We start from the raw sequence: 25,338 nt of genomic DNA on the forward strand, positions 1-25,338 counted from the left end.
AACTGATGGATTCAGTCGAACAAGGAACTTTATATGAAATTATAGAATATTAAATACAGTCTATTATACCGATTTTAGCTTAACCCAATTTGAGATTGATTACGAATGTGTATTGAAATCTGGAGAGAGACTAGTAACTAATAGGTTAATTATTGGATCACAGATTCAGTTACAACAATTGGAGTTGCATTAACTGGTATATTCATGAAAATTAAACTTTCTCTCTTCTGGTAACAACAGCCTATACTATTCAATGAATCACTGTTCACTTGGGGGAAGAGTGTGACTATATTCCTGTTTTTGAGTGTTTAACTACCTGGACAGGAATAGATGTCCTATAATGAATTTTACTCCCTTGGAAAAAAGAAGGAAGTCCCTTGGCGTGCAGATCCTGATTACTGAAATAATGTTTGATATCATGATGATGTCTCGTGAAATTGATGTCTAATATAAGAAAAGAGCCTCAGAAAGAGGCTCAGAAACATTATTGAGTAAGTTCTTCGGGAACGGCCGCAGTGACGACTTCAAGTGTCTCATAGTTAATAAGCAGAAAAACTTCTGTACCCTTATCTTCTGTCAAATGTCCATAGAGCCCCACGTCTGTCCCAAGATCGGGAGGATTGAACTTGTGGCGCGTAAATTCAACATTGAGATCATATTTTTCTTTAAAGTACGTTTTTCCTGCTTCCATAGCCTTGTTAACGGTTTGAGCATCTTCACGAGAATCAGACATAAAGCTACAACCTCCCATAATTAGGACAAAACAAACAAAAATAAATATAATTAGTGACTTACTTTTTAGTATAGTGTCCACTCCTTGCATCTATCATGATATGGGTATATTACTATATTTTAAGTTTAAGAGTAAATATAGGAGGTTTATTTTTTGAAAACTTACATTTCAGATGAGACGTACATGAAATTTTCCAAGCTTGCATATCAAGACGTTTCCGAGGGATTTGTCCTCCCAGAATTGGAACCTTGGAAAGTTGTCGAGCCTGAGGGTGCTGAGTTACATAATAAAGTTTCAGGTTTCGATGCCTTAGTGCTTCAAAACGAACAAACCGACCAGATCGTTATTGGTTACCGCGGAACTGAACCGGGTGGAAACTGGTTTGATATGGGAGCCGATTACGAGACCGATGTGTTCGACGTTCTTGGCGGCCGAACACGCCGGCTGGAGGATGCCGTCACGGACCCGGACCATCACAACATATTTAAAAAAAGCTTTGTCGAAGCGATCAAGGACGATATTGAATGGGAGAACAACCAGTTTCGCCAAGCGGAAGTACTCTACGAGAAAGTGAGCCAGACGTATCCTGATGCAAGTATTTCGTTGACAGGGCATTCGCTCGGTGGCGGATTGGCGCAATACGTGGCGGCACGTCAGGATCTGTCGGCCATGACTTACAGCGCACCGAGCGTGACCAACCTGCTGGATGATGTGAGTTTAGCCAAAGTAAATGAGGGGTATTACGACGGTAAAGTCGTAAATGTCGTGGATCCCAACGATTCTGTCGGTGCTGGCGGAATTGTCGAGTATGACAGGCACGTGGGGAGCACCTTTTACAGAGGTCAGGATTTCGATTCGGCGAATGCCATGTATCAGAATTGGATGCTTCGATATCAACTTACGGTTCCGATTCGCTCTTTGGGAGCAAACTCGCCGATTGTATTATATGATTTTCCGATTAATATCGATCTGGATAAGTTTCAAGTAGGCAATGTCTATCGTCTTTTCGATTCCTTCTCCAAAGATGAGGGCAAAGGATACCATTCGATGAATCAATATCAGTTCGACAAAAATGGAAATCTTGTCGGACCACTTATTAATCGGGCAACAGGAGAAGAGATCGGCATATCACCACGCTGGACGGCTCATCAAGAAGCACTTGCATCCTTGTCGAGCATTGTAAGAGGTGCTATAGCACCATTGGTCGCAGTTGCGGCCAACGCACAAGCAGGTGGAGGAAAGATTCAATTAACACCGGAGGAGTTGGCGAAAGCAGCAAGGGAGATGCGGATTAGCTTGAGTGGATTTTCTAGCGATGCGCAGGCTTCCATCCAGATGTTCCAAACACATATCTCCACCAGTGAGAGTCAATCGTTCACGCCGATAGCATATAACGCGACCGCAACGCTTCAGCGGATCAACCGCTGGTACCAAGAATCGATTGGTGAGATCGCGGAATACATAGAACGCAAACGTGAGGATTTCTTGCTGGCAGACGAGTTCAAATAATAGGAGGAAGGCAACATGGGGAGAATATCCGTATCCCTGTCGGATCTGCAAAGAGCAGTTGCACAATGTGAGCAGTTGCAGGAACGCTTGAGGCAACAGGAGCAGAAAATGCGTTCCATTCATGGTCGCTTGCAACAAGATTGGGCTGGTAATGCTGCCACCACATTGGGGTATAAAATGCAATCATTTTTTGATGGGGCATCCGCCCGTCTGGTGGAATTGGAGATTCACAAAGAGGAGTTAAAGCGATATATCCGTAAGATGGAAGAGGCTGATCGCGAAGAACGCAGGGATCATAGAAGCCACAGCATGACACAATAAAAGGATCGAAGATTCAGAAAAAGAGCATTATTTCAAATTAAAGTGTACATACTGTCCGATACCGGTCGTTTCAATCAAAAATAGAGCCTGACGTTTAAGTCAGGCTCTTCTTGGCGATGTATTGTGTCTCTGCGTCATTTGAATCCTGGCGCTTTAAAAATATCTTACTTGGTCGATGTAAGAGCACAACTAACATGGCGAATAGTTGAACAAGTCCAGTTAATAGTCCTTCATTCAGTAGTCCGATAAATAAAGCGATACTCAGGAACGTAACAGTCGATCTAAACTGTCGTTTGGTGATGGAGATGATAGCAAGCAAACTAGGAATGATCAAAAATATGATTCTCCCAGTAATTTCATTAGAGAAATTAATCAAATCATTGCCGTTCACTTGATAACCGGCAAAGGCTTCAGGATTTTGACTGAAAATATAGAGAAATACACTGAAAGAAACAATAAGGTATATAACTTTAATACTCAACAAGATGCGGACTACGTTCAAGATTGTGGGTAACTTCATAAGTTTCAATATTCCTCCTCGACACTTCTAAACGGATACAATGTTCTAACCGTGTTTTTGGTATAACTAGACTTATACCTTTAATTAGGTATTCCGTTTTGTGTATCTCCTAAATTCATATGTGGTTATCTAAGTATACGGTTTACTTGTAATTATTTGTATTAAACTAAAGTCTATATTAATTATCAAGCTTTCACCTCTTTGGTCCTGAAAAACTTGTTGGAAATAGAGGGCAGAGGTACAGAGGCACTGCACGAATATGAAATGTTTACGAGAATAATGCCTGATGAACTCGTTGAAATTGATAAAAAACCTCCCATCCCGCATATTATCTGGGGTTGGGAGGTTTTGATTATAGTGCTGAGTCAACGTTTATCGTACGAACCAACCGGTTGGCTGAGGGGCTACGTCTGCGGTATCTCGTAAATCATGGACTTTGACGTTGCTGCCATAGATCATGGAATCACTGCTCAGACGGAACGAAGGGAAGCTGTGCTCGGATTGCAGACGCAGACAGGGTTCAAAGTAAATCTGCTGCTGTTTGTTAATTACAAAAGGAAGCGAACCTGCTTCTACAGTAACATCATCGCTATCCAGGTCGTTCAAGATCAGAAGTACCGCAATTCCGTCACAACCGCATCCATCGGTATCATAAAACAATTTGAAATAGCCCGGTCGATCTCCCAGCTTTTCAGTAAGTCTTGCTTCTGCCAGCGGACTGACTTGAATGATCATGACGTCGTTCACACTCCTCTAATCTCCAATGAATTCGCTTACAATTTAATATATGGACCATAAACACAGATTAGAAGGAGAAATAAAGAAAAGCAAACATGTCCTGTAAAAATATTGACGCTAATGAGTAACGCATCGGACAATTCACGTATGAATGTCATCCCCCAAACTTCTATTGGTCCAGTGTGAAATTATTCGCCCATCAATGAAACCCATTTCATCGCCATTCCTTATCTGGTATGATAAGCAGGGAAAATAGGGAAAATTAGAGAAAAAGGAAGGTTCCGCTATGACACCGATCACCATATACGACATCGCCAAAGAAGCAAACGTATCTGTAGCGACAGTCTCCCGGGTGCTGAATGATACGGCACCTGTGCGTGCAAGCACCCGAGAGAAGATTATGTCCATCATTGAAAAACACCAGTTTCAGCCCAACGCGCAGGCGCGCAGTCTGATCAAGAAAGAGACGGGCACCATTGCCATTATCCTGCCGGACATTACAAACCCCTTCTTCCCGGAAGTCTTCTGGGGTGCGGAGAATGAGGCTCGCGGATTGGGGTACACGTTTTTTCTCTGCAATACTGCAGGCGATTATAACAGGGAATCTGAATATTTGTCCATCCTGCGAGAGAAGCGGGTAGACGGGATTATCTTTCTCGGCGGGCGAATCAATATGCAGGTCTGTCCGGATGACATGGCTCAGGAATTGATTGATATGGGCAAACGTATGCCGATCGTGCTGGTCAATGGCAATATTGCCAAAGGCGGGTTCCACCGGGTGTACACAGATGAAGGGGCAGGGGCAGCCCTGGTAGCTGAGCATTTGCTTGAACTGGGACATCGCGATATCGCCTTTGTCGGCGGTCTGAAAGAGTTGTCCACCACCATGGTCAAGGTCAGAGCTGTGCAGAAAAAACTTCGCGAGCATGGGCTCGAAATCCCGAAAGAGCGTCAGCTCCTCGGCAGTTTCTCCATCGACGACGGCAAACGCGAGATGTCCAAACTGCTGGATCGTGACAATCCACCGACCGCAGTCATCTGCGTTAATGACAACACGGCGATTGGTGCCATCAAGTCGACGATTGAGCATGGGCTCTCCATTCCGAAGGATATCTCCATTGTGGGATTCGATGACACGCCGCTCGCCAGTGCCGTTATACCGGAACTGACAACCGTATCCCAGAACACGTATCAGCTTGGCAAACAGGCTGTGGACGTGCTGCATGAGCTGATTAACCAAGGCAAACCGAAGAAGCAGATCATTCTGCAACCGGAGCTAATTGTGCGTCAAAGTACAGGACCTGCTGCAAGATAAGGGGGCCTGTAATTGGAAAAGAAAGCGTTGACATTTCCTTGAAGGGTGAAATATAATGAGTGCGTGAATGAAACCCCTTTCATAAAGTGGAACGGGTTTTATGTTTCAGCTTAATGAAACCCATTTCATGAAACGGGTTTCAGTGTAGTCATCCATTCATTAGTTCAAGGGGGCGTAACGTATGAGAAGAAGTCTTAAGGTCATTTCGTTATTGATGCTGGTCATGGTAATGGGTCTGACAGCCTGTAGCAGCGGGAGTAACAACGGTTCTTCCGGCGAGTCCGGTGGCAAGGTGGATCTGAGCATGACGATCTGGGGCTCAGAGGATGAGAAGAAGATTTATCAGGAGCGACTCGACATTGTGAAGCAGAAGTATCCCGATATTAACGTGAAGCTCAATGTGGTTGCAGGGGATTATGACCAAAAGGTACAGACAATGATCGCCGGGGGAACAGCGCCGGATATCATGATGATTGCCGAGAACTATCAGGCTTACGCCTCCAAGAATCAGATAATACCGCTGGACGACATGATTCAGGCGAACAATGTGAACATGTCCGAACGTTATTCCGATGATATCGCAAACCTGATGAAGTATGATGGCAAGCAATTCGGTTTGCCGGATCGTGCAGGCGCGATGGTCCTCTTCTATAACAAAGATCTGTTCGACAAGGCTGGAGTGGAATATCCAACCAAAGATTGGACACAAGACGATCTGATGGCGGCAGCTCAGAAGCTGACGGTGAAGGAGAATGGCAAAACGGTGCAATGGGGTTACTACCCTGGCAGCTGGTGGCCGCAATGGATGCAGCTCATCTACCAGAACGGTGGCTCACTGTTCGATGAGAGCGGTAAACCGACCTTCAATACAGAGCCTGTGCGTAAAGCATTGCAATTCATGAACGACTTGACCTTCACACACGGTGCGGGACCAACGCCAACCGAGATTGCCGACATGGGGAATATCGGAGCTGATCCGCTATTCGCTCAAGGCAAGATCGCCATGGAAACGACAGGGTTCTGGAACATTGGTTCGCTTGCCAAGGTGGAAGGCATTAACTGGGATATCTCTCCAGTATGGGGCGAAACGAACGCATTCTTCAACGGGTTAACGATTACGAACGCTTCCAAACACAAGGAAGAAGCATTCAAAGTGATTGAAGCATTGACCACACCTGAAGCACAGATGCCAATGGTCAAAGCCGGTCAGGATGCTCCTGCAACCAAAGCAGGTCTGTCCAGTGATGAATTCCTGAATGCCGAATATGGCGGCAAGAAAATCAACATGGCTGCGTTCAGTGAATCGACCATCTATGCAGAACCGTTCAACCCGCAGTGGAACGAAATGATGAAGCTTATTAACGATAAGCTGGGTGTGTACTTCAACAACAAAGCTACGCTTGATGATACCGTAACTGAGATCCAGAGTGGACTGGAAAGACTCTACAAATAGAGGTTGTTCAAATAGCATCGACAGGAGGACAGGTGGAATTCGGCGTGAATGCGGGTTCCATCTGCTCTCTGCGTCATGGGAGGGCTTAACGTGAGAAAAAAGGACGGGAAATGGTTCTACATCTTCATCTCGCCTTGGCTGATCGGGTTTCTGGGGCTGACCCTGGGGCCGATCCTGTTTTCCATCTATATGAGCTTCACGAATTGGGATCTGTTCCAGTCCCCTGAATTTATTGGCATCGACAATTACAAAACGCTATTGACCGATGATCCGATCTTCTGGAAGTCGGTGGGCAATACGTTTTTCTATGCACTAATATCCATTCCGCTGGGCATGTCGATCTCGCTCTGGATTGCCTATTACCTGAACAAGAAGATCAAAGGGATTACCTTCTTCCGTATTCTGTTCTACCTGCCTTCCGTCGTTCCGGTAGTTGCGAGTTCATTGCTCTTCATCCACTTGCTTGCACCGACGGAAGGATTGATCAACCAGGCACTTGCGATCTTTGGAATTCAGGGTCCTGCCTGGCTTCTTGATCCCAACTGGGTTAAGCCTGCATTGATCCTCATGTCGCTATGGGGTGTGGGTGGTGGCGTGGTATTACTGCTTGCAGGTATGAAAGGAATTCCCCAGGAACTGTACGAGGCCGCTGCCATCGATGGGGCGAAGAGTACACAGTCGTTCTTCCATATTACATTCCCAATGCTAACGCCCGTCATTTTTTTCAATCTCGTGACTGGCATGATTGGAGCGCTCCAGACCTTCGCGCAGGTATTCATTGTTACTGCCGGGGGACCTGACAATTCAAGTCAGATGGTTGTGCCCTACTTGTTCCAGAATGCGTTCCAATTCTACAAAATGGGATATGCATCAGCGATTGCCTGGGTACTATTCATCATCATCATGGCGTTGACACTGGTTGTATTCCGTTCATCGGCGCTATGGGTGCACTACGAGGAGGGAAAAGCCAATGAGTAATACATCGACTGTGGAGAAGACGATATCCTATATTTTTCTGATTCTGGTCGGGGTGCTGCTTGCTTCGCCTTTCCTGTACATGATCTCCATTGCACTGGCAAGTGACGCAACAACCGTCAAGTCAGCCTTTACCTTCGTACCGCTGGAGTTCCAATGGTCGAACTTTTATACGATTTTTACGAATAACAATCTTGGCACGTATCTCAAAAACTCGGTCATCATTACCGTCTTTACGATTGTCGGATCGGTATTGTCAGCTTCGATCGTGTCCTACGGCTTTGCCCGAATCAAGGCAAAAGGCAGCCGTTTCCTGTTTATTGTGTTGCTTAGTACGATGATGATTCCGGGTGAGGTGACGATGGTACCGCAGTTCATCATCTTCCGCCATCTGGACTGGATTAATACATTTTACCCGCTGATCGTACCGAGCTTCTTCGCCGGAGCGTTCAACGTATTCCTGATTCGGCAGTTCGTCATGAGTATTCCAAAATCACTGGATGAAGCCGCCATGATCGATGGTATGGGTCACCCGGGAATCTATTGGAAGATCATCATGCCGTTGACTTATCCGATACTTGCGGCCATTGCGATCTTCTCTTTCTCCTATAACTGGGGGAACTTCATGGGGCCGCTCATCTATATCAATGATCCGGAGAAAATGCCGCTGGCACTCGGGGTGCAGCTGTTGACTACGGTAGGTGGCGGTCAGATGCCGCCGTGGAACCTTGTGATGATCGCTTCCCTGTTCCTCACCATTCCGATGGTGCTGGTATACCTGTTCGGACAGCGTTATGTCTATGAGGCCAACATTAGCGGCGGAAGCAGTGGAATCAAGTAACAGAAGGTGGCTGTAATGTGTTTATGTATTGGACCTGACGTTCAAGGCCAACGGAGTAATCAACGTACATGGAGAAAGGATTGTTTAGCCCATGGCGCATAAAGAACAACGCAGCAGAGGCAAACGGAGCTATATCCTCATGGGTGTCGCCCTGATTGCCCTGCTGGCAGGAGGAGGAATTGTTATCAATCATTATGCCAATGAATCATCCAAAACACTTGAGTTCCAAGGGGAGCCGGTACGTCTGAAGCTGGACCAGTCCTATGATCATTTTGAAGGCTGGGGCACGTCACTTGCCTGGTGGGCCAACGATCTTGGCGGATGGAAGGATCAGGCGAAGGTTAGTGAAGTGATGGATCTGGTCTTTGATCCGGAGAAAGGATTGGGTCTGAACATCGTTCGTTACAATATTGGCGGTGAGGAAAATCCGGAGATGAAAGCTCTTCGTCCCGGCGGGGATGTACCTGGCTTCCAGCCTGAACCTGGAGAGTGGGACTGGGATGCCGATGCAGGCCAGCGTGCTGTTTTACAAGGATCGATGGAGCGCGGCGTGAACATTGCCGAAGCATTCTCCAATTCACCACCTTACTGGATGACGATCAGTGGATCGGTTACCGGAGCTGTGGATGGCAGCAATAATCTGCGTGATGATCAGTATGATGCCTTTGCGGATTATCTGACCGAAGTCGTGAAGCATTATCGGGACGAGTGGGGGATCACCTTCCGCACACTGAATCCGCTCAATGAACCTTCCTCCGACTGGTGGAAGAAGGGCAATATGCAGGAAGGCAGTCATTTTACGAATGAGAAACAGGCCGAGATTATCAAGAAAGTGGCCGCTTCCCTTCAGAGCAAAGGACTGGACGGAACGGTCATCAGTGCCGCAGACGATAACAGCATTGATGAGACGGTGTTCAATTTCAACCTCTATGATCAGGATACGCTGGACGTGATCCAGCAGATCAATACTCACTCCTATAATGGTAGCAAAATGGAAGAGCTGCGCACGCTGGCAGAACGCCATGGCAAGAAGCTGTGGATGTCCGAGTACGGAACAGGCGGCAGTGAGCCGCACAGTCATGAGGACATGACCTCGGTGCAGGAACTGGCAGAGCGGATCATGTTCGATCTGAAAATCATGCAGCCATCCGCCTGGGTATACTGGCAGGCCGTTGAAGATGAAGGGGCCAATAACAATTGGGGATTCATTCATGCCAATTTTAACGGAGAAGAGCAGTATGAGATGACCAAGCAGTATTATGGCATGGCCCAGTTTACGAAGTTCATTCGTCCTGGTGCGACAATTATTCCAACGGATGGTGGACGCACGCTGGCTGCCTATGACGCAGAACGTCATAGACTGGTGCTGGTAATTCGTAATGAATTGTCAGCAGGTACAACGGCGTTTGAACTGGAAGGTTATGCGTACGGAAAATCATCGACCGCTCAGGTGTATCAGACTTCTCCAGATCGGAATATGGAACAGCTTGAAGACATTCCGGTGTATGCCAACGGACTGGAAGTACCTACCGCAGATAATTCCATCACAACCGTTGTACTGGAAGGCGTGACGTTGCAGGCGAACTGATAACAGCGATCGGAGGGTTGTTCTGTCATCGTAGTACCCGTGTAAATCGCTTTTAGTTTAACGAATTTGGTTCACCTTAAATTAATTACAGGACATATGAACCTATATAAATTGAACTAAACATTTACACCAAACGGAGAGGACAGAAAGGACCTGAAGAAGCGGAGCGTGCGCCTACAAGCTTTCTGTAAGAAAGCTACATCGGAAGCATACGCTATCACCAGATTTTCCCCTTGAGAAAAGGGAATCAAAAAATCTGGGGATAACAGCGATCGGAAGGTTGTTCTGTCATCGAAGTGTGCAGTGTAAATAATCTTTAGTTCAATTTATATAAAATTCAGAGAAGGAGGGGACATCTTTGACAGAGAAAGCATCCCTTTTATTTCAGGAACAGGAGAAGAACATCACCAGGGCTGATAACGGTGTTCAATCCGAGTTAACATACGATGCACGCAGTTTCTTCCTAAACGGAGAGCGTGTATTTCTGAACAGTGCAACGATCCACTATTTCCGCATGCCGAAGGAGGAATGGCGTGAGGTTCTGTTGAAGGCGAAGCTGGCAGGCATGAACTGCATCGACACCTACTTTGCGTGGAACGTGCATGAACCGGAAGAAGGACAGTGGTCCTTTGAAGGGGATAACGATTGCGGTGCATTTCTGGATCTGTGCGCAGAACTGGGCATGTGGGTCATTGCGCGTCCGGGTCCATTTATCTGTGCAGAATGGGATTTTGGCGGTTTTCCATATTGGCTGGGTACGAAGGATGGCGTAAAATTCAGGGAAAATAATGAGACGTATCTGCACTATGTGAACCTGTACTTTGACCGGATTGTGCCGATCATTCGGGAACGCCAGCTATCCGCTGGGGGCAGAGTCATTCTGGTTCAGGTGGAGAATGAATACGGGTACCTGATGGATGACGTAGCGGCAAGTGACCACATGAATACGCTGAGAGATGGATTGATACAACGTGGCATCGACGCTACGCTGATCACTTGCGTTGGCGGGGCGGAAGGCACGATTGAAGGGGCTAATTTCTGGTCGGGTGCTGACGGACATTATGAGAAACTTCGTGCCAAACAACCGGAGACACCGAAGATGGTCACGGAATTCTGGACCGGATGGTTCGAGAACTGGGGAGGGCCTTCTGCCATTCAGAAGACGGTACCTTTGCTGGAGAAACGAATCATGGAAATTCTGCGAGCCGGATATACCGGAATCAGCCATTACATGTTCTACGGCGGCACGAACTTCGGTGGATATGGCGGCAGAACGATGGGTAGCAGTGATATCTTCATGATTACGTCCTATGACTATGATGCACCGCTGAATGAATATGGACGAGTGACACCGAAATATGCGGTAACCAAGAATCTATCTTATTTCGTACATGCATTCGGGGCACTTCTTATGCAAACAGAGGAAATTCCCGCAGAGCAGAACCATGTACGTCATCCTGAAGGCGTGTCTGTGCGAGGCAGACAAGCGGGTAACCAGAAGATCTGGTTCCTGGAGAGTCACAAGGATGAACGGGAGACGATGCACATTACGCTTGAAGAAGTCCGCACTCTTCCCGTAGCGCTGAATCCGGGACAGATTATTCCGGTACTGGATCGGGTACCGATTGCCGAACAAGTTTATCTGACTGCAGGAACGATGATTACGGGCAATGAAATGATAAACGGAGAATTGACCCTGTTCATCGTGGCAGCTGCCGGGCAGCGCTCTGTTATTGAACTGGAAACTGATGCATTGAACGTCACGGGCAGTACGGTGCAAGTGCTCGTCGAACACGATTCGGCCAGGAACGTATACCGCTTCGATCTGTTTCATTTTCAAGAGCCGGGAACAATCCAACTGGAAGCAAACGGCACACCGATCCGTTTCATGATTCTAGATCAAGAAACGATGAATCGAACATGGCGATTGGAAGCAACAGAACAGAAGGGACTTCGTTATGCAATAGGCTTCGATGATGTAGACGTGTTGCCATCCGGCCAGGTCAAAGGCATGATCTCTGACCCAGATCGGACAATTACGTTGCTTGGTGACTGGGCCGATGGAGAACGGACGTTCACAGGTCACGAGTTTCTCGTCAGTCAGGAGTCCATTGCTGGAATACAGCAGCAGCTTCCATGGACATCGCCAATTGCACCGACGTTATCTGATTCTCCAGAATTGTCACGTGTTACGTTAACTGCGAAGCAGCGTCCGGACAGTGCACAACCGGAGGGCTTTTCCCGGTATGGACAAGATTTTGGTTATCTGTTGTACGAATGCGATTTCGAGAGTCCGAAAGAAGGAACCACGAATTTCATTTTGCCGGATATCCAGGATACCGCCAGAATAATCGTTAATGGTGTTCAGCAGGCATTCGTGCGTCAGGTAGGTGCCGCAGGAGTGCAGTTGCAAGTAGTCCAAGGGAAGAACACACTTCAGATTCTGGTACAGCATATGGGCAGATTGAATTTCTCTCCACATCTGGGTGAGAGCAAAGGTCTGGCTGGTCCTGCATATCTGGGTGGCAAAGTTCAGGATATTCGCCGAGGTTGGCGCATGAAGAGTGGAAGTGTTCACCTCGATGAAGTGAATTCTCTACAAGAGGCTTCACTTCTAAGCAGAAGCTTTACGCTGGATGGCATGGATCGTGCGATTCTCGTGGGTGCACTGAGCAAAGGCCTTCGTATCAACGGCATCGAAGTTCCGATGGATGGATATCAGGACTGGTTTGCCTTTCAGACGCTGGATCTGTCCCTCTACATCAAGCCGGGAGAGACGAATACATTGGAAATGCCGTATAGCCGTTCACCGTTGAACCGACTGGAACTGATCACGTATCCGAGTGAGGGAGAACTGAAGGGTTGGCGTATGGCAGGGACAGATGCATTGCTTCCGCAACAATGGGAGAGCTCGGGGGTAGGACAAAAATCGGTCCATCCTGAAGTACAGGGGTCAATTCAGCGTGCAGCACACCCTGGTATCGCCGAAGGTGGCAATTCAAGTGCCAATCGGGTAACCCATACCTCGGGTGAATCGGTCAATCGTGCTACGCTGAACGAGAAGTCTCACCCTGTATCCAACCATGATCCAGTCCAAGGCTCGTATGGTCAGCCCGTCTGGTACCGCTGGCGTTTCGCCAAGCCCGTAGTATCCGAGCATCATAAAGTGAACCTGATGCTTCGTCTGACCGGAATGAGTAAAGGAACCATTCACCTGAATGGACATCATCTGGGACGTTATTGGCAGATTGGTCCACAAGAGGATTACAAGATCCCAGTCGCTTGGCTACAGGAAGAGAATGAACTGCTTTTGTTCGATGAAGAAGGCAGAACGCCAGAACGTGTACGATTCTTGTTGGATGAACTATCCCGTTATCCTTGGGTTGTCGTGGAGTAGTTCATGTATTGATCGTTAGCTGTCTTACCGATCCAACTATGGCTGGGAACAATAACTGGATCGAGATAGTTCGAGTTGGGCGAGGCCTTTCACCTTTTACCACAGTCACACTACCTCATTTTCTTAGTCAAATAACCCGAGCTTGTGTCTTTGGATTCAAACTTGCGGAGTGAATTAGGCTAAGGGAATGGGGGAACTGTGGTGATCAGGTCAGTACAATGAGCTGAGGTAACACTTGTAGCTTAATTTTTTGTAATCGTTTACATAAAAAGTGTTCATCCATGATCTGTGAAGGGAGTGATGCTTCATGTAATTGGAATTCGAACAGGTAGTCGTGAGGTGTTGCTCATCAGGGACAGTCTCAGGTAAGCTTTGTCTTTGGTAATACAGTAAGGTAATCCTCTTTTCATCACTCATGGATAAGGAGATGACCCAATGTTGACGAAGAAGGAAGAGGGAATAGGAATAGGAAAGTCCAATGGTTTCAAGTCCGGGATGATTATGCTCCTCGGAACATTACTTCTATTAACGATGTTATTCCCTAATACTGCCAGAGCAGCAACAAGTGTCTATACGATATCAGCCTTTACGAACACAAGTGAGTCCAATATGTATATCTACGAATCTTATAATGCGACCCACTATGGTTTGCTGAAAGGGCCAGCCTATACACCTCCGGCTGATCTGATCCGCGATCCCAGCATCATGAAGCACACAGATGGTCTATACTACGTCGTTTACACCACGAACTGGTCAGGTAATACCATCGGTATCGCCTCCAGCCCGGATAAGGTAAACTGGACATTTGTCCGTAACATTACATTATCCACTCCTACCACGATTGCACACACATGGGCACCGGAATGGTTCAAAGACAGCAACGGCAGTCTGAACGTTATCGTGTCCCTCTCTCCAGGCAACTATGAGAATTTCAAACCTTATGTCATTACCGCTTCAGGCAGCAATCTGACGTCTACCTCATGGTCCGCGCCTACTGAACTGGCAGGCATCACTCCCAATTATATTGATACCTTTATCGTTCAGACAGGCTCAACCTATCATGCCTTTACCAAGAATGAAACCACCAAATACATTGAATATGCGACATCGACCTCGCTGACCGGACCTTATACCTTTAAAGGCACAGGGGATTGGGCCGGCTGGGGCTCTTGGGTTGAAGGTCCGGCGCTTGTTCAGTTGGATAATGGTTCATGGCGAATCTACTTTGACGGCTATGCAACACAAAAATATTATTACAGCGACTCTGCTGACGGTTTCCAGACCTGGGGTGCCAAGCAGGAGATTGCGGGTCTTACCGGACTCGTCCGGCATATGACCGTATTGAAAGAATCCGGACAGCCTGGCGATATCCGCAAGTTGGAGTCATTCAATGTACCGGGCAGCTTCATTCGTCATTACAACTATCAGGCGCGAATCGATGCCAATATCAGTCCAGCGGAGGATGCACAGTTCCGCATCGTTCCTGGTCTCGCGAATGCAACAGGAATTTCGTTTGAGTCCATGAATTATCCAGGTTATTTCCTGCGCAATAATAATGGCAACATCACATTGGTGAAAAATGACGGCAGCGCCACATTCCGAAATGATGCCACGTTCAAACGTGTCAATGGACTTGCTAACGCCGCTTGGACTTCGTATGCCTCGTTTAGTAACCCTAACTTGTATTTGAGACATTACAATAATGTACTGAAATTGGAAGCTGTCGTTACTGCACTCGATAAGTCAGACGCGACCTTCCGAGAGATCGGGCAATAATGGGTGTTCGTGTTTTGAAAAATTCATAAGGAGTGAAGCGGATGAAGTGGTTAAAACGAATGAGCTCGCTGCTGCTGGCAGGAAGTCTGCTAACAGGCAGTTTGGGACTGGGAACAGTGGTATCTGCTGCGGGAGCTTACACGGCTGTTGCCGATCCATCGAAGCAATATCAGACGATGGAGGGATGGGGAACATCGCTCGCGTGGTGGGGCAAAGTGGTAGGAGAATACTCCAACCGGGATGAATATGTGGAGAAAATGTTCAACGCGAATACCGGACTTGGTCTGAACATCCTGCGGTATAACATTGGAGGCGGGGATAATCCATCGTCCAATATTCTCGAATATCGCAAAGCCGTTCCCGGTTACCAGCCTTCTCCGGGGGTGTATGACTGGACTGCAGATGCGAACCAGCGTTATATGCTGCAAGCCGCCAAAGCTCAAGGCGTGAATGTCATCGAAGCTTTTGCGAATTCTGCACCTTACTGGATGACGATCAGTGGCAATGTGTCGGGTGCAGCGAATGGAGGGAATAACCTCAAGCCTGAGTATGTTGATGATTTTGCCGATTATCTGACTGAGGTCGTGAAGCATTTCCGGGATAACTGGGGGATCACATTCGATAGCGTAACTCCGCTCAATGAACCGATCTCGACGTGGTGGAAGCAGGGCAATGATCAGGAGGGCATGCACTTTGACCGGGCGGATCAGAACACGATTCTGAGTCAGGTACAAGCTTCATTGAATGCGAAGGGCCTGTCCACGAAGCTGAGCGCACCGGAAGAATATAGTATTGATGATACCAATGTGTCTTTCAACAGCTACAGCAGTGCGGTTAAATCATCCATTAGTCAGATCAACACACACACGTATGGCGGAAGCAATCGCACTGCTTTGCGCAACACAGCGACGTCTGCGGGCAAACATCTGTGGACCTCGGAATATGGAGACGGGGATGCAAGCGGACTTACGATGTCACGGACCATCCTCAAGGATATTCGTAATATGGGAGCGAGTGCATGGGTGTATTGGCAAGCCGTGGATAGTGCAGAAGGATGGGGATTCTTCAAGAACGTGTTGAACAATACACAAACGACCAGCTATACGGTGAACCAAAAATATTATGTCATGGGCAATTACAGCAAATTTATTCGTCCCGGATACAAGATTATCGGCATGAGTGATGCCAATACCCTTGCAGCCTATGATGCAGCTTCCGGTAAAGTTGTACTGGTCACAACCAATTCGGAATCGACAGATACAACGGTAACCTATGATCTCAGTCGCTTTACTAACACAGGCACGTCTGCTCAGGTATATCGAACCTCTTCAACAGAGAAGTTGCAGCAATTGACCAATATTGCGGTGCAAAACAAAACCTTTACGGCTACAGCCAAGGCCAATTCGGTCACAACCTATGTCATTTCCGGTGCAACTTACAATGGCAGTACAGGATATGAAGCCGGGGCCATCTACAAGCTGATCAATCGGAACAGTGGACTTGCACTTGATGTGAACGCTGCTTCTACTACAGGTGGAGCCACGATCATTCAGTGGAATGATAATGGAGCAGCTAACCAGCAATGGAAGCTGGAGTCGGCAGGTAACGGATATTACAACATCCGCAATGTGGGTAGTGGCCTTTTACTGGATGTGAATTCAAGTTCTACACAAGGCGGAGCCGCTCTGATTCAGTGGCAGGATAACGGGGGCAACAATCAGCAATGGCTGCCCATTGATGTGGGAGGATATGTGGTACTTGCGAATCGAAACAGTGGCCTGACGGTTGACATCAATCAAGGGTCTCTGACCGCGGGTGCCTCCACGATTCAATGGGCCGACAATGGCGGAGCCAATCAGCAATGGAGCCTAATCAAAGTTAATTAGTGTGAGTTGGCATGAATTAACGTTCGTACGTGTCCTTCTTTCTTGGAGGAGGTGCAGTGCTCTAAGCAACACTGCACCCTCTAAGAAAGTAGCTATTTTAGACATACATATGTTCAAGTTCATTCAGCAGGCTTGCACTTAACGAAAACGGGACAAGGTGAACCTGCTAATATCCTGATCCGTGTGACCCGTTTGCACTAAGTCGGATAGTATCTGCCCAATGGCACTTGCGAACTTGAAGCCGTGACCGGAGAAACCGCCTGCCAGCCACACACGCTCATGGGCAGGGTGTCGGTCGATAATAAAATCTTCATCCGAAGTGAATTCATACTTGCACACACTACCACGTTTCAATTCTCCAGCTGCCTGAGGCATATGAAGTTCGAGCAGCCTGCGCAGATCACCCTCGTCCGTTTCTTCCGTACCAAAAGGAGCCATCGTACTTCCTGGTGTCCACACCTGACCCGTATCATGACGACCCATCTTCAGACCTGATCCGCCAATGCTCGGAAATCCATAATAGGTCCCTTCTTTTCCTGCCAATGTGAATCCGGGGAAGTGCGCCTCGCCATACAGGGCTTCGGGGGAATCAAACCATCCAACCGTTTTACGTACAGCCTGGATCGGGAGATCCACGAAAGGTTTTAATGTCTGAAACCAGGCACCCGCGCTCAGGATAATTTGATTCGCATGGTATGTCTCACCACCTGAAGTCTGAACTGCAACGGAATGTGGTCCGTATTCGATATGCTCCACACGCGTGTGCGTTAACAAGGTGGCACCGTGAGCCTCGGCTGCTTTGCGGAAGGCACGAATACAGGGTTCACTATACAAATAACCCGCATCAGGCTCATACATGGCCTCGTAATGTTCAGGTACGGTAATACCTGGCCAGCGTTTCATCACCTCGGCTGCATGCAACGTTTCATAACGAATGTCTGCATCATCTGCATGGCTCAATCTGTTATGAAAGGAATGAATCTCCGGGTCAGCTATATTCAAGACGCCTGAAGGAACAAACAGTTGGTCTCCCGTCGTTTCCTCCAGCTCATGCCATAACTTCTGTGCAAGTAGTGCCATGGCAACATAGTCAGGCCCACCACTGTACACATGGCGAATCAGTCTGGTATCCCCGTGATGGCTTCCTTCCGTATGCGGAGGATCAAAGGCATCAATTAATAAAGTTTTGCATCCACTGCGCGATAGATAATAACCCGCACTCATACCCATGGAGCCGGCTCCAACGATAATAACGTCATATGATTGTGTAATGATAGCACGTCCTCTCCTATGTATCCTTTTCTACAGTAATGCCTTAATAGAACATATTAATAGTAAAAGCTTGATGAAGGCAAGTGTAGTAAAATGGACTTCTACAATGAATGTTGAAAAGGAGAACTCGCATGAGTGAGCAATTTAGGTTTGATCTATTTCCATTAATTCAGACAGAACGATTCATCCTTCGGTCGGCAGAGGCTGGGGACAGCCATGATCTGTTGGAGTTATATTCCGATGAATCTGTGGTTCAATATATGCCATTCACTCCCTTTGAATCCGTGGAGGATGCACAGGGTGAGATGAATTGGTATACGAAGATTTTCAAGGAACACACGGGATTACGCTGGATGATTGAAGACCGTGAAACTCGTAAAGTGATCGGAACCTGTGGGTTCTTGAACTATGAAGATGTACATAACCGTGCAGAGATTGGATACGACTTGCGTTCCTCTTTCTGGGGCCGCGGTGTTATGACGGAAGTAGCCCATGCTGTGCTGCATTTTGGATTCACGAGCATGCAGCTTAACAAGATCGAAGCGAAGGTTGAACCGGAGAACGAGGCGTCGATTCGCCTGTTACACAAGCTCGGTTTTCAGAAGGAAGGCGTACTCCGACAGCATGAGTTCGAGAAAGGCAGATATATTGACCTTGCGGTGTTCTCTAAGTTAAATAGCGAAATATAGGCAAGCTAGCCCCATAAGGATTCCAATGACTCCATCTCATTCCAGACCGTAAGGCTTGTCCCTCTGAATGTGCCCGTGCTATATTGGAGAGATGTGAGGAGATGAGGATATGAAGCTGGTGTCCTGGAATGTGAATGGCTTAAGGGCATGTGTGACCAAAGGATTTATGGATTATTACCAGGAGAGTCAGGCAGATATTTTCTGCCTTCAGGAGACCAAATTGCAAGCCGGACAGATTGAGATGGACCTGGGGGAAGACGTGTATCAATATTGGAATTATGCGATCAAAAAAGGTTATTCCGGCACGGCTGTATTTAGCCGAATCAAGCCTATATCCGTTCGTTACGGGATGGAGGAGGACAGCGAACCGGAAGGCCGGATGATTACACTGGAGTATGATGATTTTTATCTGGTGAACGTCTATACACCTAACGCGAAGCGGGATCTGACCCGGCTGCCTTACCGTCTGGAATGGGAAGACCGATTCCGAGGTTATATTTTGCAACTGGAGCAGACCAAGCCCGTTATCGTCTGTGGTGACCTGAATGTGGCTCATCAGGAGATCGATCTGAAGAATCCAAAGCCCAATCTGGGTAATTCCGGATTTACCCTTGAAGAGCGTGGCAAGATGACCGATTTGCTTGCTTCTGGTTATGTGGACAGCTTCCGCCATCTGTATCCGGATCGTACGGATGTATACAGCTGGTGGTCTTATATGCCGAAGGTCAGAGAACGGAATGTGGGCTGGCGCATCGATTATTTTCTCGTGTCCAATCAATTGGCGCCGAAGGTTGCTGATGCATATATCGACTGCCACGTGATGGGCAGTGATCATTGTCCGGTGGGTCTAACATTGGAACTCTAGATATAGATGAACTGCAAGTTTCCTTAATCGGAGATTTGCAGTTTTTTTACGTCACGGGTAGGGGAGTGAGACTGGACTTTGGTTGGGGAAAGGACTGGACTCCGGATTGTTTCAATTCCGCTATTTCTTGGGTACGATTGAAGCATACATATATAGATGAACCTTTTGGGGTAAGGGGTAGAGAAGATGAAGAAGGGGTTACGGAGAGGGTTAAAAGTGCTGGGAGGTCTGATGCTGGCTGCAGGACTTTTACTGCTGACAGGTACAGCCTATGAGGCGTATCAATCCACGCAGGATATGAAGTCCTATCCTCCGCCAGGCAAGTACTATGAAGTGAGTGGTCGCAACATGCATCTCTACACCGCTGGCAAAGGAGAAGTCACGGTGGTTTTTGCCTCAGGTTGGGGGACACCCAATCCTTACGTGGATTTCAGTCCGTTGTATGACAAGTTGAAATCAAAGGTGAAAATTGCGGTATACGATCGGTTTGGGTACGGATACAGTGACTATACAGATGAACCTCGTGATGTGGATACCATCTCGGAAGAGATTCATCAGTTACTGCGAACATCCGGCCAACGTCCACCTTACATTATGGTAGGCCATTCCCTTGGTGCCCTAGAGACTCTCCGATATGCGCAAAGATATCCCGATGAGGTAGCCGGCATGGTCATGATCGATGGAGGCAGTCCTGAATATTACAGTACGGTGGAAATGGATACGCCCGAATGGTATTTTACTTCAGTCCGATTCCTGGTTAAAACAGGCATTGCGCGTACATTGCTGCATTCGGATCAGATGATGGCAACACTGGTCATTGACCCGGAGTTGGTGTCTGCGCCGATGAAAAAGGCTGCCACCATTTCTACCCTGAAGCATGCATACAATGACAACGTGATGGATGAGATTCGTCATTCCAAGATCAACGCATTACGTGTGCTGGAGAACAAAAAGGAGTTTCCTTTCCCTCTGACGATTCTGACAGCCGGATCAGATCAACCAAGTGAGGGGAGCCGGGCATGGCAGGCAGATCAAGTGAAATTTGCTTCATGGTCCAGACAAGGAACCCAGCAGATTGTCCCTCACGCCGAGCATTACATCCATAACAGTCAGCCGGATATTGTCGCTGCCGAAATCTTGAAATTAGTGACACCGTCCAGTGACCTATGAGTAACATGATTCCGCATACACATCATGAAAAGGATGAGGAGGAGGGATGGATGAAAAAGATTAGAGTTGTCACCCGATTCCTGTCCATACTCGTAGCCAGTTGTCTATTATCTCTGAGTGTATTATCCGTATCCGTCATATGGGTCAAGAATAACGTTGATGTGGTGCCCGTTATCCAGACGTACGAACGTGAGTAGCCTATTAAACTAAGAAGAAGGAGGGGGAATTGATAATGAAGAAAAAGAAGGTTTTATTGGCTTGTGCGGCACTGGCGATGGTAGTGGCCTTAAGTGCTTGCAGTAGCGCGGCTGACGAACCGACAGGTGATACTGAGAAGGTGGACACCGAAGTTTCATCCGGGACAGCTGAACAAGCCACGAATGAAGAAACGAGCGAGGCAACATCAAGTAGAGTGACCGAGACAGAGGGTACGACTACGCCAGCAGACTCGGATTCAGATAGCGGTGAGCAAGCTGCTGCTGGAACCAATGAGTTGCCAGACAACTTGCCAAGTGACTTCCCTCTGCCGGAAGATGCAACCATTCGTTTAGCCAATTCGGGTGAGAATGAAGGAAAGCAGTCAGCGATGGTGATTTTCTCCACAGAACAAGACATGAAAACGGTATCCCAGCTCTACAAGGATTACTTCAACGCCAAAAAGTTGATGGATGCAGGTCAAACGATTGATGACAAAAATATAATTATTCAGGGAACCGACCCGGATACCCAGGATGTGTGGTCTCTGATCGGAGGAACATTGGCGGGACAGGAAGGCGTCATTGAACTGACGTTGACCTGGACAGAATCATAAGCAGAAGATAAGGGGCTATTTTTATTTCGAACTGGAAACCTGACAGGTTACATGGTATGTTATATCATTATAAACAGAGTAATAGACAACTATAGAAGAAGACAGGAGAGGATTGAACATGATTAGAGTGGGTATTGTTGGTTACGGTAACTTGGGTAAAGGTGTAGAGAAAGCCATTTCCCAGAACGAGGATCTGGAACTGATTGCTGTGTTTACACGTCGTAATCCGGAGCAGATGGTCGCTGAAAGCACAGAAGTACGTTTTGAGCATATCTCTGCAGCGGAGCAATACATAGGCAAGATTGATGTTATGATCCTCTGTGGTGGTTCTGCAACCGACCTTCCAGAGCAGACACCAGCCATCGCCAAGTTGTTCAATACGGTAGACAGCTTCGATACGCATGCGAAGATTCCTGAGTTCTACAAGGAAGTTAATGCTGCGGCAGAGCAAGGCGGTCACGTGAGTGTCATTTCCACAGGTTGGGACCCAGGCTTGTTCTCCATGAACCGTCTGCTTGCACAGTCCATCCTGCCAGAAGGAAAAGAGTACACGTTCTGGGGCAAAGGTGTGAGCCAAGGTCACTCGGATGCCATTCGTCGTGTTCCAGGCGTTAAGGCGGGTGTACAGTATACTGTACCTGTTGAAGAAGTGATCAACCGCATTCGTGCAGGGGAGACACCAGAGCTGTCTACACGTGAGAAACATCTGCGTCAATGTTATGTGGTCGCAGAAGATGGTGCCAATCAGGATGAGATCCGTGAGACGATTGTGTCGATGCCTAACTACTTTGCAGATTACGATACGACAGTAACATTCATCAGCGAAGAAGAATTGAAATCCGAGCATGAGGGCATGCCGCATGGTGGATTTGTAATTCGCAGTGGGGTTACAGGTGCCGGTCAAAAGCAAATTATTGAATTCGGTCTGAAACTCGACAGCAATCCTGAATTTACAGCGAGCGTGCTTGTGGCGTATGCGAGAGCCGCACAACGCTTGAGCGTGGAAGGACATAAGGGAGCGAAGACGGTATTTGATATTCCGCTCGGTCACCTGTCTCCGAAATCAGCTGAGGATCTTCGCCGCGACTTGTTGTAATTCGTAATTCATTCCTGTAGTTGATATAACAAAAAGCTCGTCCTATGATGCATAGGACGAGCTTTTTTTGCCGTATACAATTCGAAATACGTTTCGAACATTAGCATGAATCAAGCATGAACATAATACTTTCCTGCTGGCGGTTGTATCTTAACGAGACGGTTCCCCTACGTCCAGTGCGTGGGAGCAGTTAAGTGATCCGGCAGCTTGGTATGCAGATCACCTTTGGCTGCATTAAGCTGGGATTGCGTCAGGAAGATGCCACCTCTCAGGTCTGCACCGCCCAGATTCGTATCTCGCAAGTCCGCGCCAATCCAATCGGAATTTCTCACATCTGCATTTTGGAGGTCGGCTGCAATCATTAAAGCCCCTCGGAAGCTCGCGCTCCGCAGGTCAGCTCCTTTTAGGTTGGCGCCAAAAAAGTCGCTTCCAGTCCGCTTTTTGCCCTTCTTCGACTTTCCTTGTCCAGGAGTTGCAGGTGGTACATTCGCGCGTACCATTTCACTTGCCTGGACCAAGAATTGATTCACAGTGGACCGATGTTCAGCGATATTCAGACGCAAGAGGGCCGCAGGCTCCAGATTGCTCAGATGCTCAATCTCCTGATATAACTCCCCAAATGCCGAGTGAAGCGTTGATGTCTCCGGTCGCATCATCATTTCCTTCATATAACTAAGCAACTCGTGAAGTTGCCGCAGGGCAGGCAGGCAATCGAACATCTCAGTTGCAGACTCCGGATGATCCCGCCAGTCTTTGCCCGCGTAGGTCACTTGAGACAGCTTCTGTCCGGCTCCGAAACAGTCGTATACGGTACATCCTTTGAAACCTTTCTGCCGCAGCTGGGTATGGATACCACAGCGATTGTCATTGCGCAGATTGGAACAGGGTGTGCCGCTGGCCTTGTCAAAAGCAAAATCCGATGACTTGCCATAGGGCAGGGCAACACAGCACAGGCCAAAACATTGCTCGCAGTCTGCGCTCAGATGAGGACTCGCAGTGCTGGCATATGGTTGGTTAGACAATATAAACACTTCCTTATAATAATACACATAGATGAAATCACGTCAGTACCACTTTACCATCCCACCGGAATGCGATCAATTGTATTGTTAACAATTATTCAACAGCGGGCGTGGCGACAGGTATACAGGATCTGCGTTCCACAATTTCTGTATTCACATAGATGTGTGTACCGTTTTTCTCATTGTTCCCCAAGTTAGTCATAATCAGATTGACGGCCGTTTTGGCCATCATATCTTTTTTGACATGTACGGTGGTTAATTCAGGGCTGATTACATTGGCTTCGAAAATGTTGTCAAAACCCATTACCGAAATATCTTCGGGCACCCGGATGCCGATATTTTGCAATGATTTGATCGTACTGATCGCCATATAATCGTTCTCGCAGAAAATAGCAGTAGGTCGTTCCTCTAGATGCCGGATCGATTGCTGTAAATGTTCCTGAGCCATCACAAGCATGGGCTGCAGATGGAAGGTTAGTGCCTCAGAAACGATCAGATGGTGTTCGGCCAGCGCTACACGAAAGCCATCTTCCCGTTTGATAAAGTTCGGAATTCGTGTACCGGATTTCACATATCCGATGCGACTGTGCCCCAGCTTGACCAGATGTTGACCTGCCTGATATCCGCCCAATGTATTATTAATGGACACGAAATTTGCATCCACATGTTCAAAGGATGTGTCCAGAATGACGACATTGTCATGAATGGATTGAATGGTTTCAATCATGGACGCAGTTAGATTGATCCCGAGCAACAACAGGCCTGTGGAAGGTTGTTCCTTCTCCAACGTTTGCAGTTCTTGCTGCAAATCCTGCACGTCAATGGACGATATGACGAGTGTACTGCCGTGTTGCTTGACCTCTTCCGTGATATGGTGGATCAATTCATTGAAGAACGGGAGAGAATCGTAATGCTCTGTGACGATATCGGAATTTTTGCAGGCAACAAAACGAATAATAGCATTTGTTTTCGGTACTTCTTTTCCTATTTTTACGGTTCTCGGTTTGTAGCCATGTACTTGAGCGATGTTTAGTATATGTTCACGTGTCTGTTCGCTGACACCGGGTTTGTTGTTAAATGCCAGAGAGACCGCTGCTTTGGAAACTCCAGCAAGCCTTGCAATATCATCAATCTTCAATATGGAACCTCCTAAGTGGATTACATAGGATTAGTATACCATGAATTAAGTGATAAGTTTAGTTAATAACTTAACTAAACTAAACTAAAATATAAACGTGAAAACTAAAATCATGATTGACTGTTTATAAATTAGATGCTAGTATTCAAATTGAAAACGCATTTATATTCATTTTTAATGTTGTTTTATATTAAATTAACTAAAATATCACAATTAGTTTAGT

22 protein-coding genes are annotated in these 25,338 nt (G+C 47.2%); 16 read left to right on the forward strand and 6 right to left on the reverse strand.

Features of this window, described 5'->3' with window-relative positions; translation table 11 throughout:
• Nucleotides 1-484: 484 nt before the first annotated feature.
• A complete protein-coding gene (locus WFI24_RS27095; RefSeq protein ID WP_336765067.1) occupies nt 485-733 on the reverse strand; it encodes a hypothetical protein in 249 nt (82 codons plus the stop codon).
• 153 nt (nt 734-886) lie between these two features.
• On the opposite strand from WFI24_RS27095, the gene WFI24_RS27100 reads away from it, so the two are divergent.
• The gene (locus tag WFI24_RS27100) at nt 887-2,242 is read left to right on the forward strand and encodes a lipase family protein (RefSeq protein WP_336765068.1); all 1,356 of its coding nucleotides are present in this window, start codon (nt 887-889) and stop codon (nt 2,240-2,242) included.
• Between the two features lie 15 nt (nt 2,243-2,257).
• A complete protein-coding gene (locus tag WFI24_RS27105) occupies nt 2,258-2,563 on the forward strand; it encodes a WXG100 family type VII secretion target (RefSeq protein ID WP_336765069.1) in 306 nt (101 codons plus the stop codon).
• A 94-nt stretch (nt 2,564-2,657) separates the two neighbouring features.
• Here WFI24_RS27105 and WFI24_RS27110 read toward each other — a convergent pair whose 3' ends face one another.
• On the reverse strand, nt 2,658-2,897 hold the full coding sequence (locus tag WFI24_RS27110) for a hypothetical protein (protein ID WP_336765070.1): 240 nt from the start codon (nt 2,895-2,897) through the stop codon (nt 2,658-2,660).
• A 558-nt stretch (nt 2,898-3,455) separates the two neighbouring features.
• Nucleotides 3,456-3,830 (reverse strand): iron-sulfur cluster biosynthesis family protein, encoded by a 375-nt coding sequence (locus WFI24_RS27115; protein WP_336765071.1) that lies wholly within the window; start codon nt 3,828-3,830, stop codon nt 3,456-3,458.
• A 277-nt stretch (nt 3,831-4,107) separates the two neighbouring features.
• Between WFI24_RS27115 and WFI24_RS27120 the strand changes: the two genes are divergently transcribed.
• From WFI24_RS27120 to WFI24_RS27155, 8 genes are all read left to right on the forward strand, one after another.
• Complete coding sequence (locus WFI24_RS27120) at nt 4,108-5,136, forward strand: LacI family DNA-binding transcriptional regulator (protein WP_062835738.1); 1,029 nt, start codon at nt 4,108-4,110, stop codon at nt 5,134-5,136.
• 181 nt (nt 5,137-5,317) lie between these two features.
• Entirely contained in the window at nt 5,318-6,589 is a 1,272-nt protein-coding gene (locus WFI24_RS27125; RefSeq protein ID WP_336765072.1) for an ABC transporter substrate-binding protein, read from the forward strand.
• Between the two features lie 90 nt (nt 6,590-6,679).
• Nucleotides 6,680-7,567, forward strand: coding sequence for a carbohydrate ABC transporter permease (locus WFI24_RS27130; protein ID WP_036668619.1), 888 nt, complete (start codon nt 6,680-6,682; stop codon nt 7,565-7,567).
• On the forward strand, nt 7,560-8,405 hold the full coding sequence (locus tag WFI24_RS27135; RefSeq protein WP_336765073.1) for a carbohydrate ABC transporter permease: 846 nt from the start codon (nt 7,560-7,562) through the stop codon (nt 8,403-8,405). The genes WFI24_RS27130 and WFI24_RS27135 overlap by 8 nt, the downstream gene beginning before the upstream one ends.
• 91 nt (nt 8,406-8,496) lie before the next feature.
• Nucleotides 8,497-9,993, forward strand: a complete 1,497-nt coding sequence (locus tag WFI24_RS27140) for a glycoside hydrolase family 30 protein (RefSeq protein ID WP_336765074.1) — start codon at nt 8,497-8,499, stop codon at nt 9,991-9,993.
• Nucleotides 9,994-10,351: 358 nt separating this feature from the next.
• Complete coding sequence (locus WFI24_RS27145) at nt 10,352-13,390, forward strand: beta-galactosidase (protein ID WP_336765075.1); 3,039 nt, start codon at nt 10,352-10,354, stop codon at nt 13,388-13,390.
• Between the two features lie 435 nt (nt 13,391-13,825).
• Nucleotides 13,826-15,166 (forward strand): glycoside hydrolase family 43 protein, encoded by a 1,341-nt coding sequence (locus WFI24_RS27150; protein ID WP_336765076.1) that lies wholly within the window; start codon nt 13,826-13,828, stop codon nt 15,164-15,166.
• 41 nt (nt 15,167-15,207) lie between these two features.
• Nucleotides 15,208-17,052, forward strand: a complete 1,845-nt coding sequence (locus tag WFI24_RS27155; RefSeq protein WP_336765077.1) for an RICIN domain-containing protein — start codon at nt 15,208-15,210, stop codon at nt 17,050-17,052.
• A gap of 138 nt (nt 17,053-17,190) precedes the next feature.
• On the opposite strand, the gene solA is transcribed toward WFI24_RS27155, so the two are convergent.
• Nucleotides 17,191-18,324: an N-methyl-L-tryptophan oxidase gene (solA, locus tag WFI24_RS27160; protein WP_336765136.1), complete on the reverse strand. Its 1,134-nt coding sequence runs from the start codon at nt 18,322-18,324 to the stop codon at nt 17,191-17,193.
• 131 nt (nt 18,325-18,455) lie between these two features.
• Here solA and WFI24_RS27165 point away from each other — a divergent pair, with 131 nt between their 5' ends.
• From WFI24_RS27165 to WFI24_RS27190, 6 genes are all read left to right on the forward strand, one after another.
• Nucleotides 18,456-19,013, forward strand: coding sequence for a GNAT family N-acetyltransferase (locus WFI24_RS27165; protein ID WP_336765078.1), 558 nt, complete (start codon nt 18,456-18,458; stop codon nt 19,011-19,013).
• Nucleotides 19,014-19,122: 109 nt separating this feature from the next.
• Complete coding sequence (locus tag WFI24_RS27170; RefSeq protein WP_336765079.1) at nt 19,123-19,878, forward strand: exodeoxyribonuclease III; 756 nt, start codon at nt 19,123-19,125, stop codon at nt 19,876-19,878.
• Nucleotides 19,879-20,064: 186 nt separating this feature from the next.
• Entirely contained in the window at nt 20,065-21,048 is a 984-nt protein-coding gene (locus WFI24_RS27175; RefSeq protein ID WP_336765080.1) for an alpha/beta fold hydrolase, read from the forward strand.
• 50 nt (nt 21,049-21,098) lie between these two features.
• Nucleotides 21,099-21,245: a hypothetical protein gene (locus WFI24_RS27180; protein ID WP_336765081.1), complete on the forward strand. Its 147-nt coding sequence runs from the start codon at nt 21,099-21,101 to the stop codon at nt 21,243-21,245.
• Nucleotides 21,246-21,280: 35 nt separating this feature from the next.
• Entirely contained in the window at nt 21,281-21,859 is a 579-nt protein-coding gene (locus WFI24_RS27185; protein ID WP_336765082.1) for a hypothetical protein, read from the forward strand.
• 118 nt (nt 21,860-21,977) lie between these two features.
• A complete protein-coding gene (locus tag WFI24_RS27190) occupies nt 21,978-22,955 on the forward strand; it encodes a diaminopimelate dehydrogenase (protein ID WP_372238418.1) in 978 nt (325 codons plus the stop codon).
• A 167-nt stretch (nt 22,956-23,122) separates the two neighbouring features.
• Here WFI24_RS27190 and WFI24_RS27195 read toward each other — a convergent pair whose 3' ends face one another.
• Both WFI24_RS27195 and WFI24_RS27200 read right to left on the reverse strand, forming a co-directional pair.
• Nucleotides 23,123-23,977 carry a pentapeptide repeat-containing protein gene (locus WFI24_RS27195; protein WP_336765083.1) on the reverse strand — a complete coding sequence of 285 codons (855 nt, stop codon included), beginning with the start codon at nt 23,975-23,977 and terminating at the stop codon, nt 23,123-23,125.
• Nucleotides 23,978-24,071: 94 nt separating this feature from the next.
• Nucleotides 24,072-25,115 (reverse strand): LacI family DNA-binding transcriptional regulator, encoded by a 1,044-nt coding sequence (locus WFI24_RS27200; protein ID WP_336765084.1) that lies wholly within the window; start codon nt 25,113-25,115, stop codon nt 24,072-24,074.
• Nucleotides 25,116-25,338: the final 223 nt, after the last annotated feature.

This window comes from Paenibacillus sp. USHLN196, from assembly GCF_037144955.1.
GTDB lineage: Bacteria > Bacillota > Bacilli > Paenibacillales > Paenibacillaceae > Paenibacillus > Paenibacillus xylanexedens_C.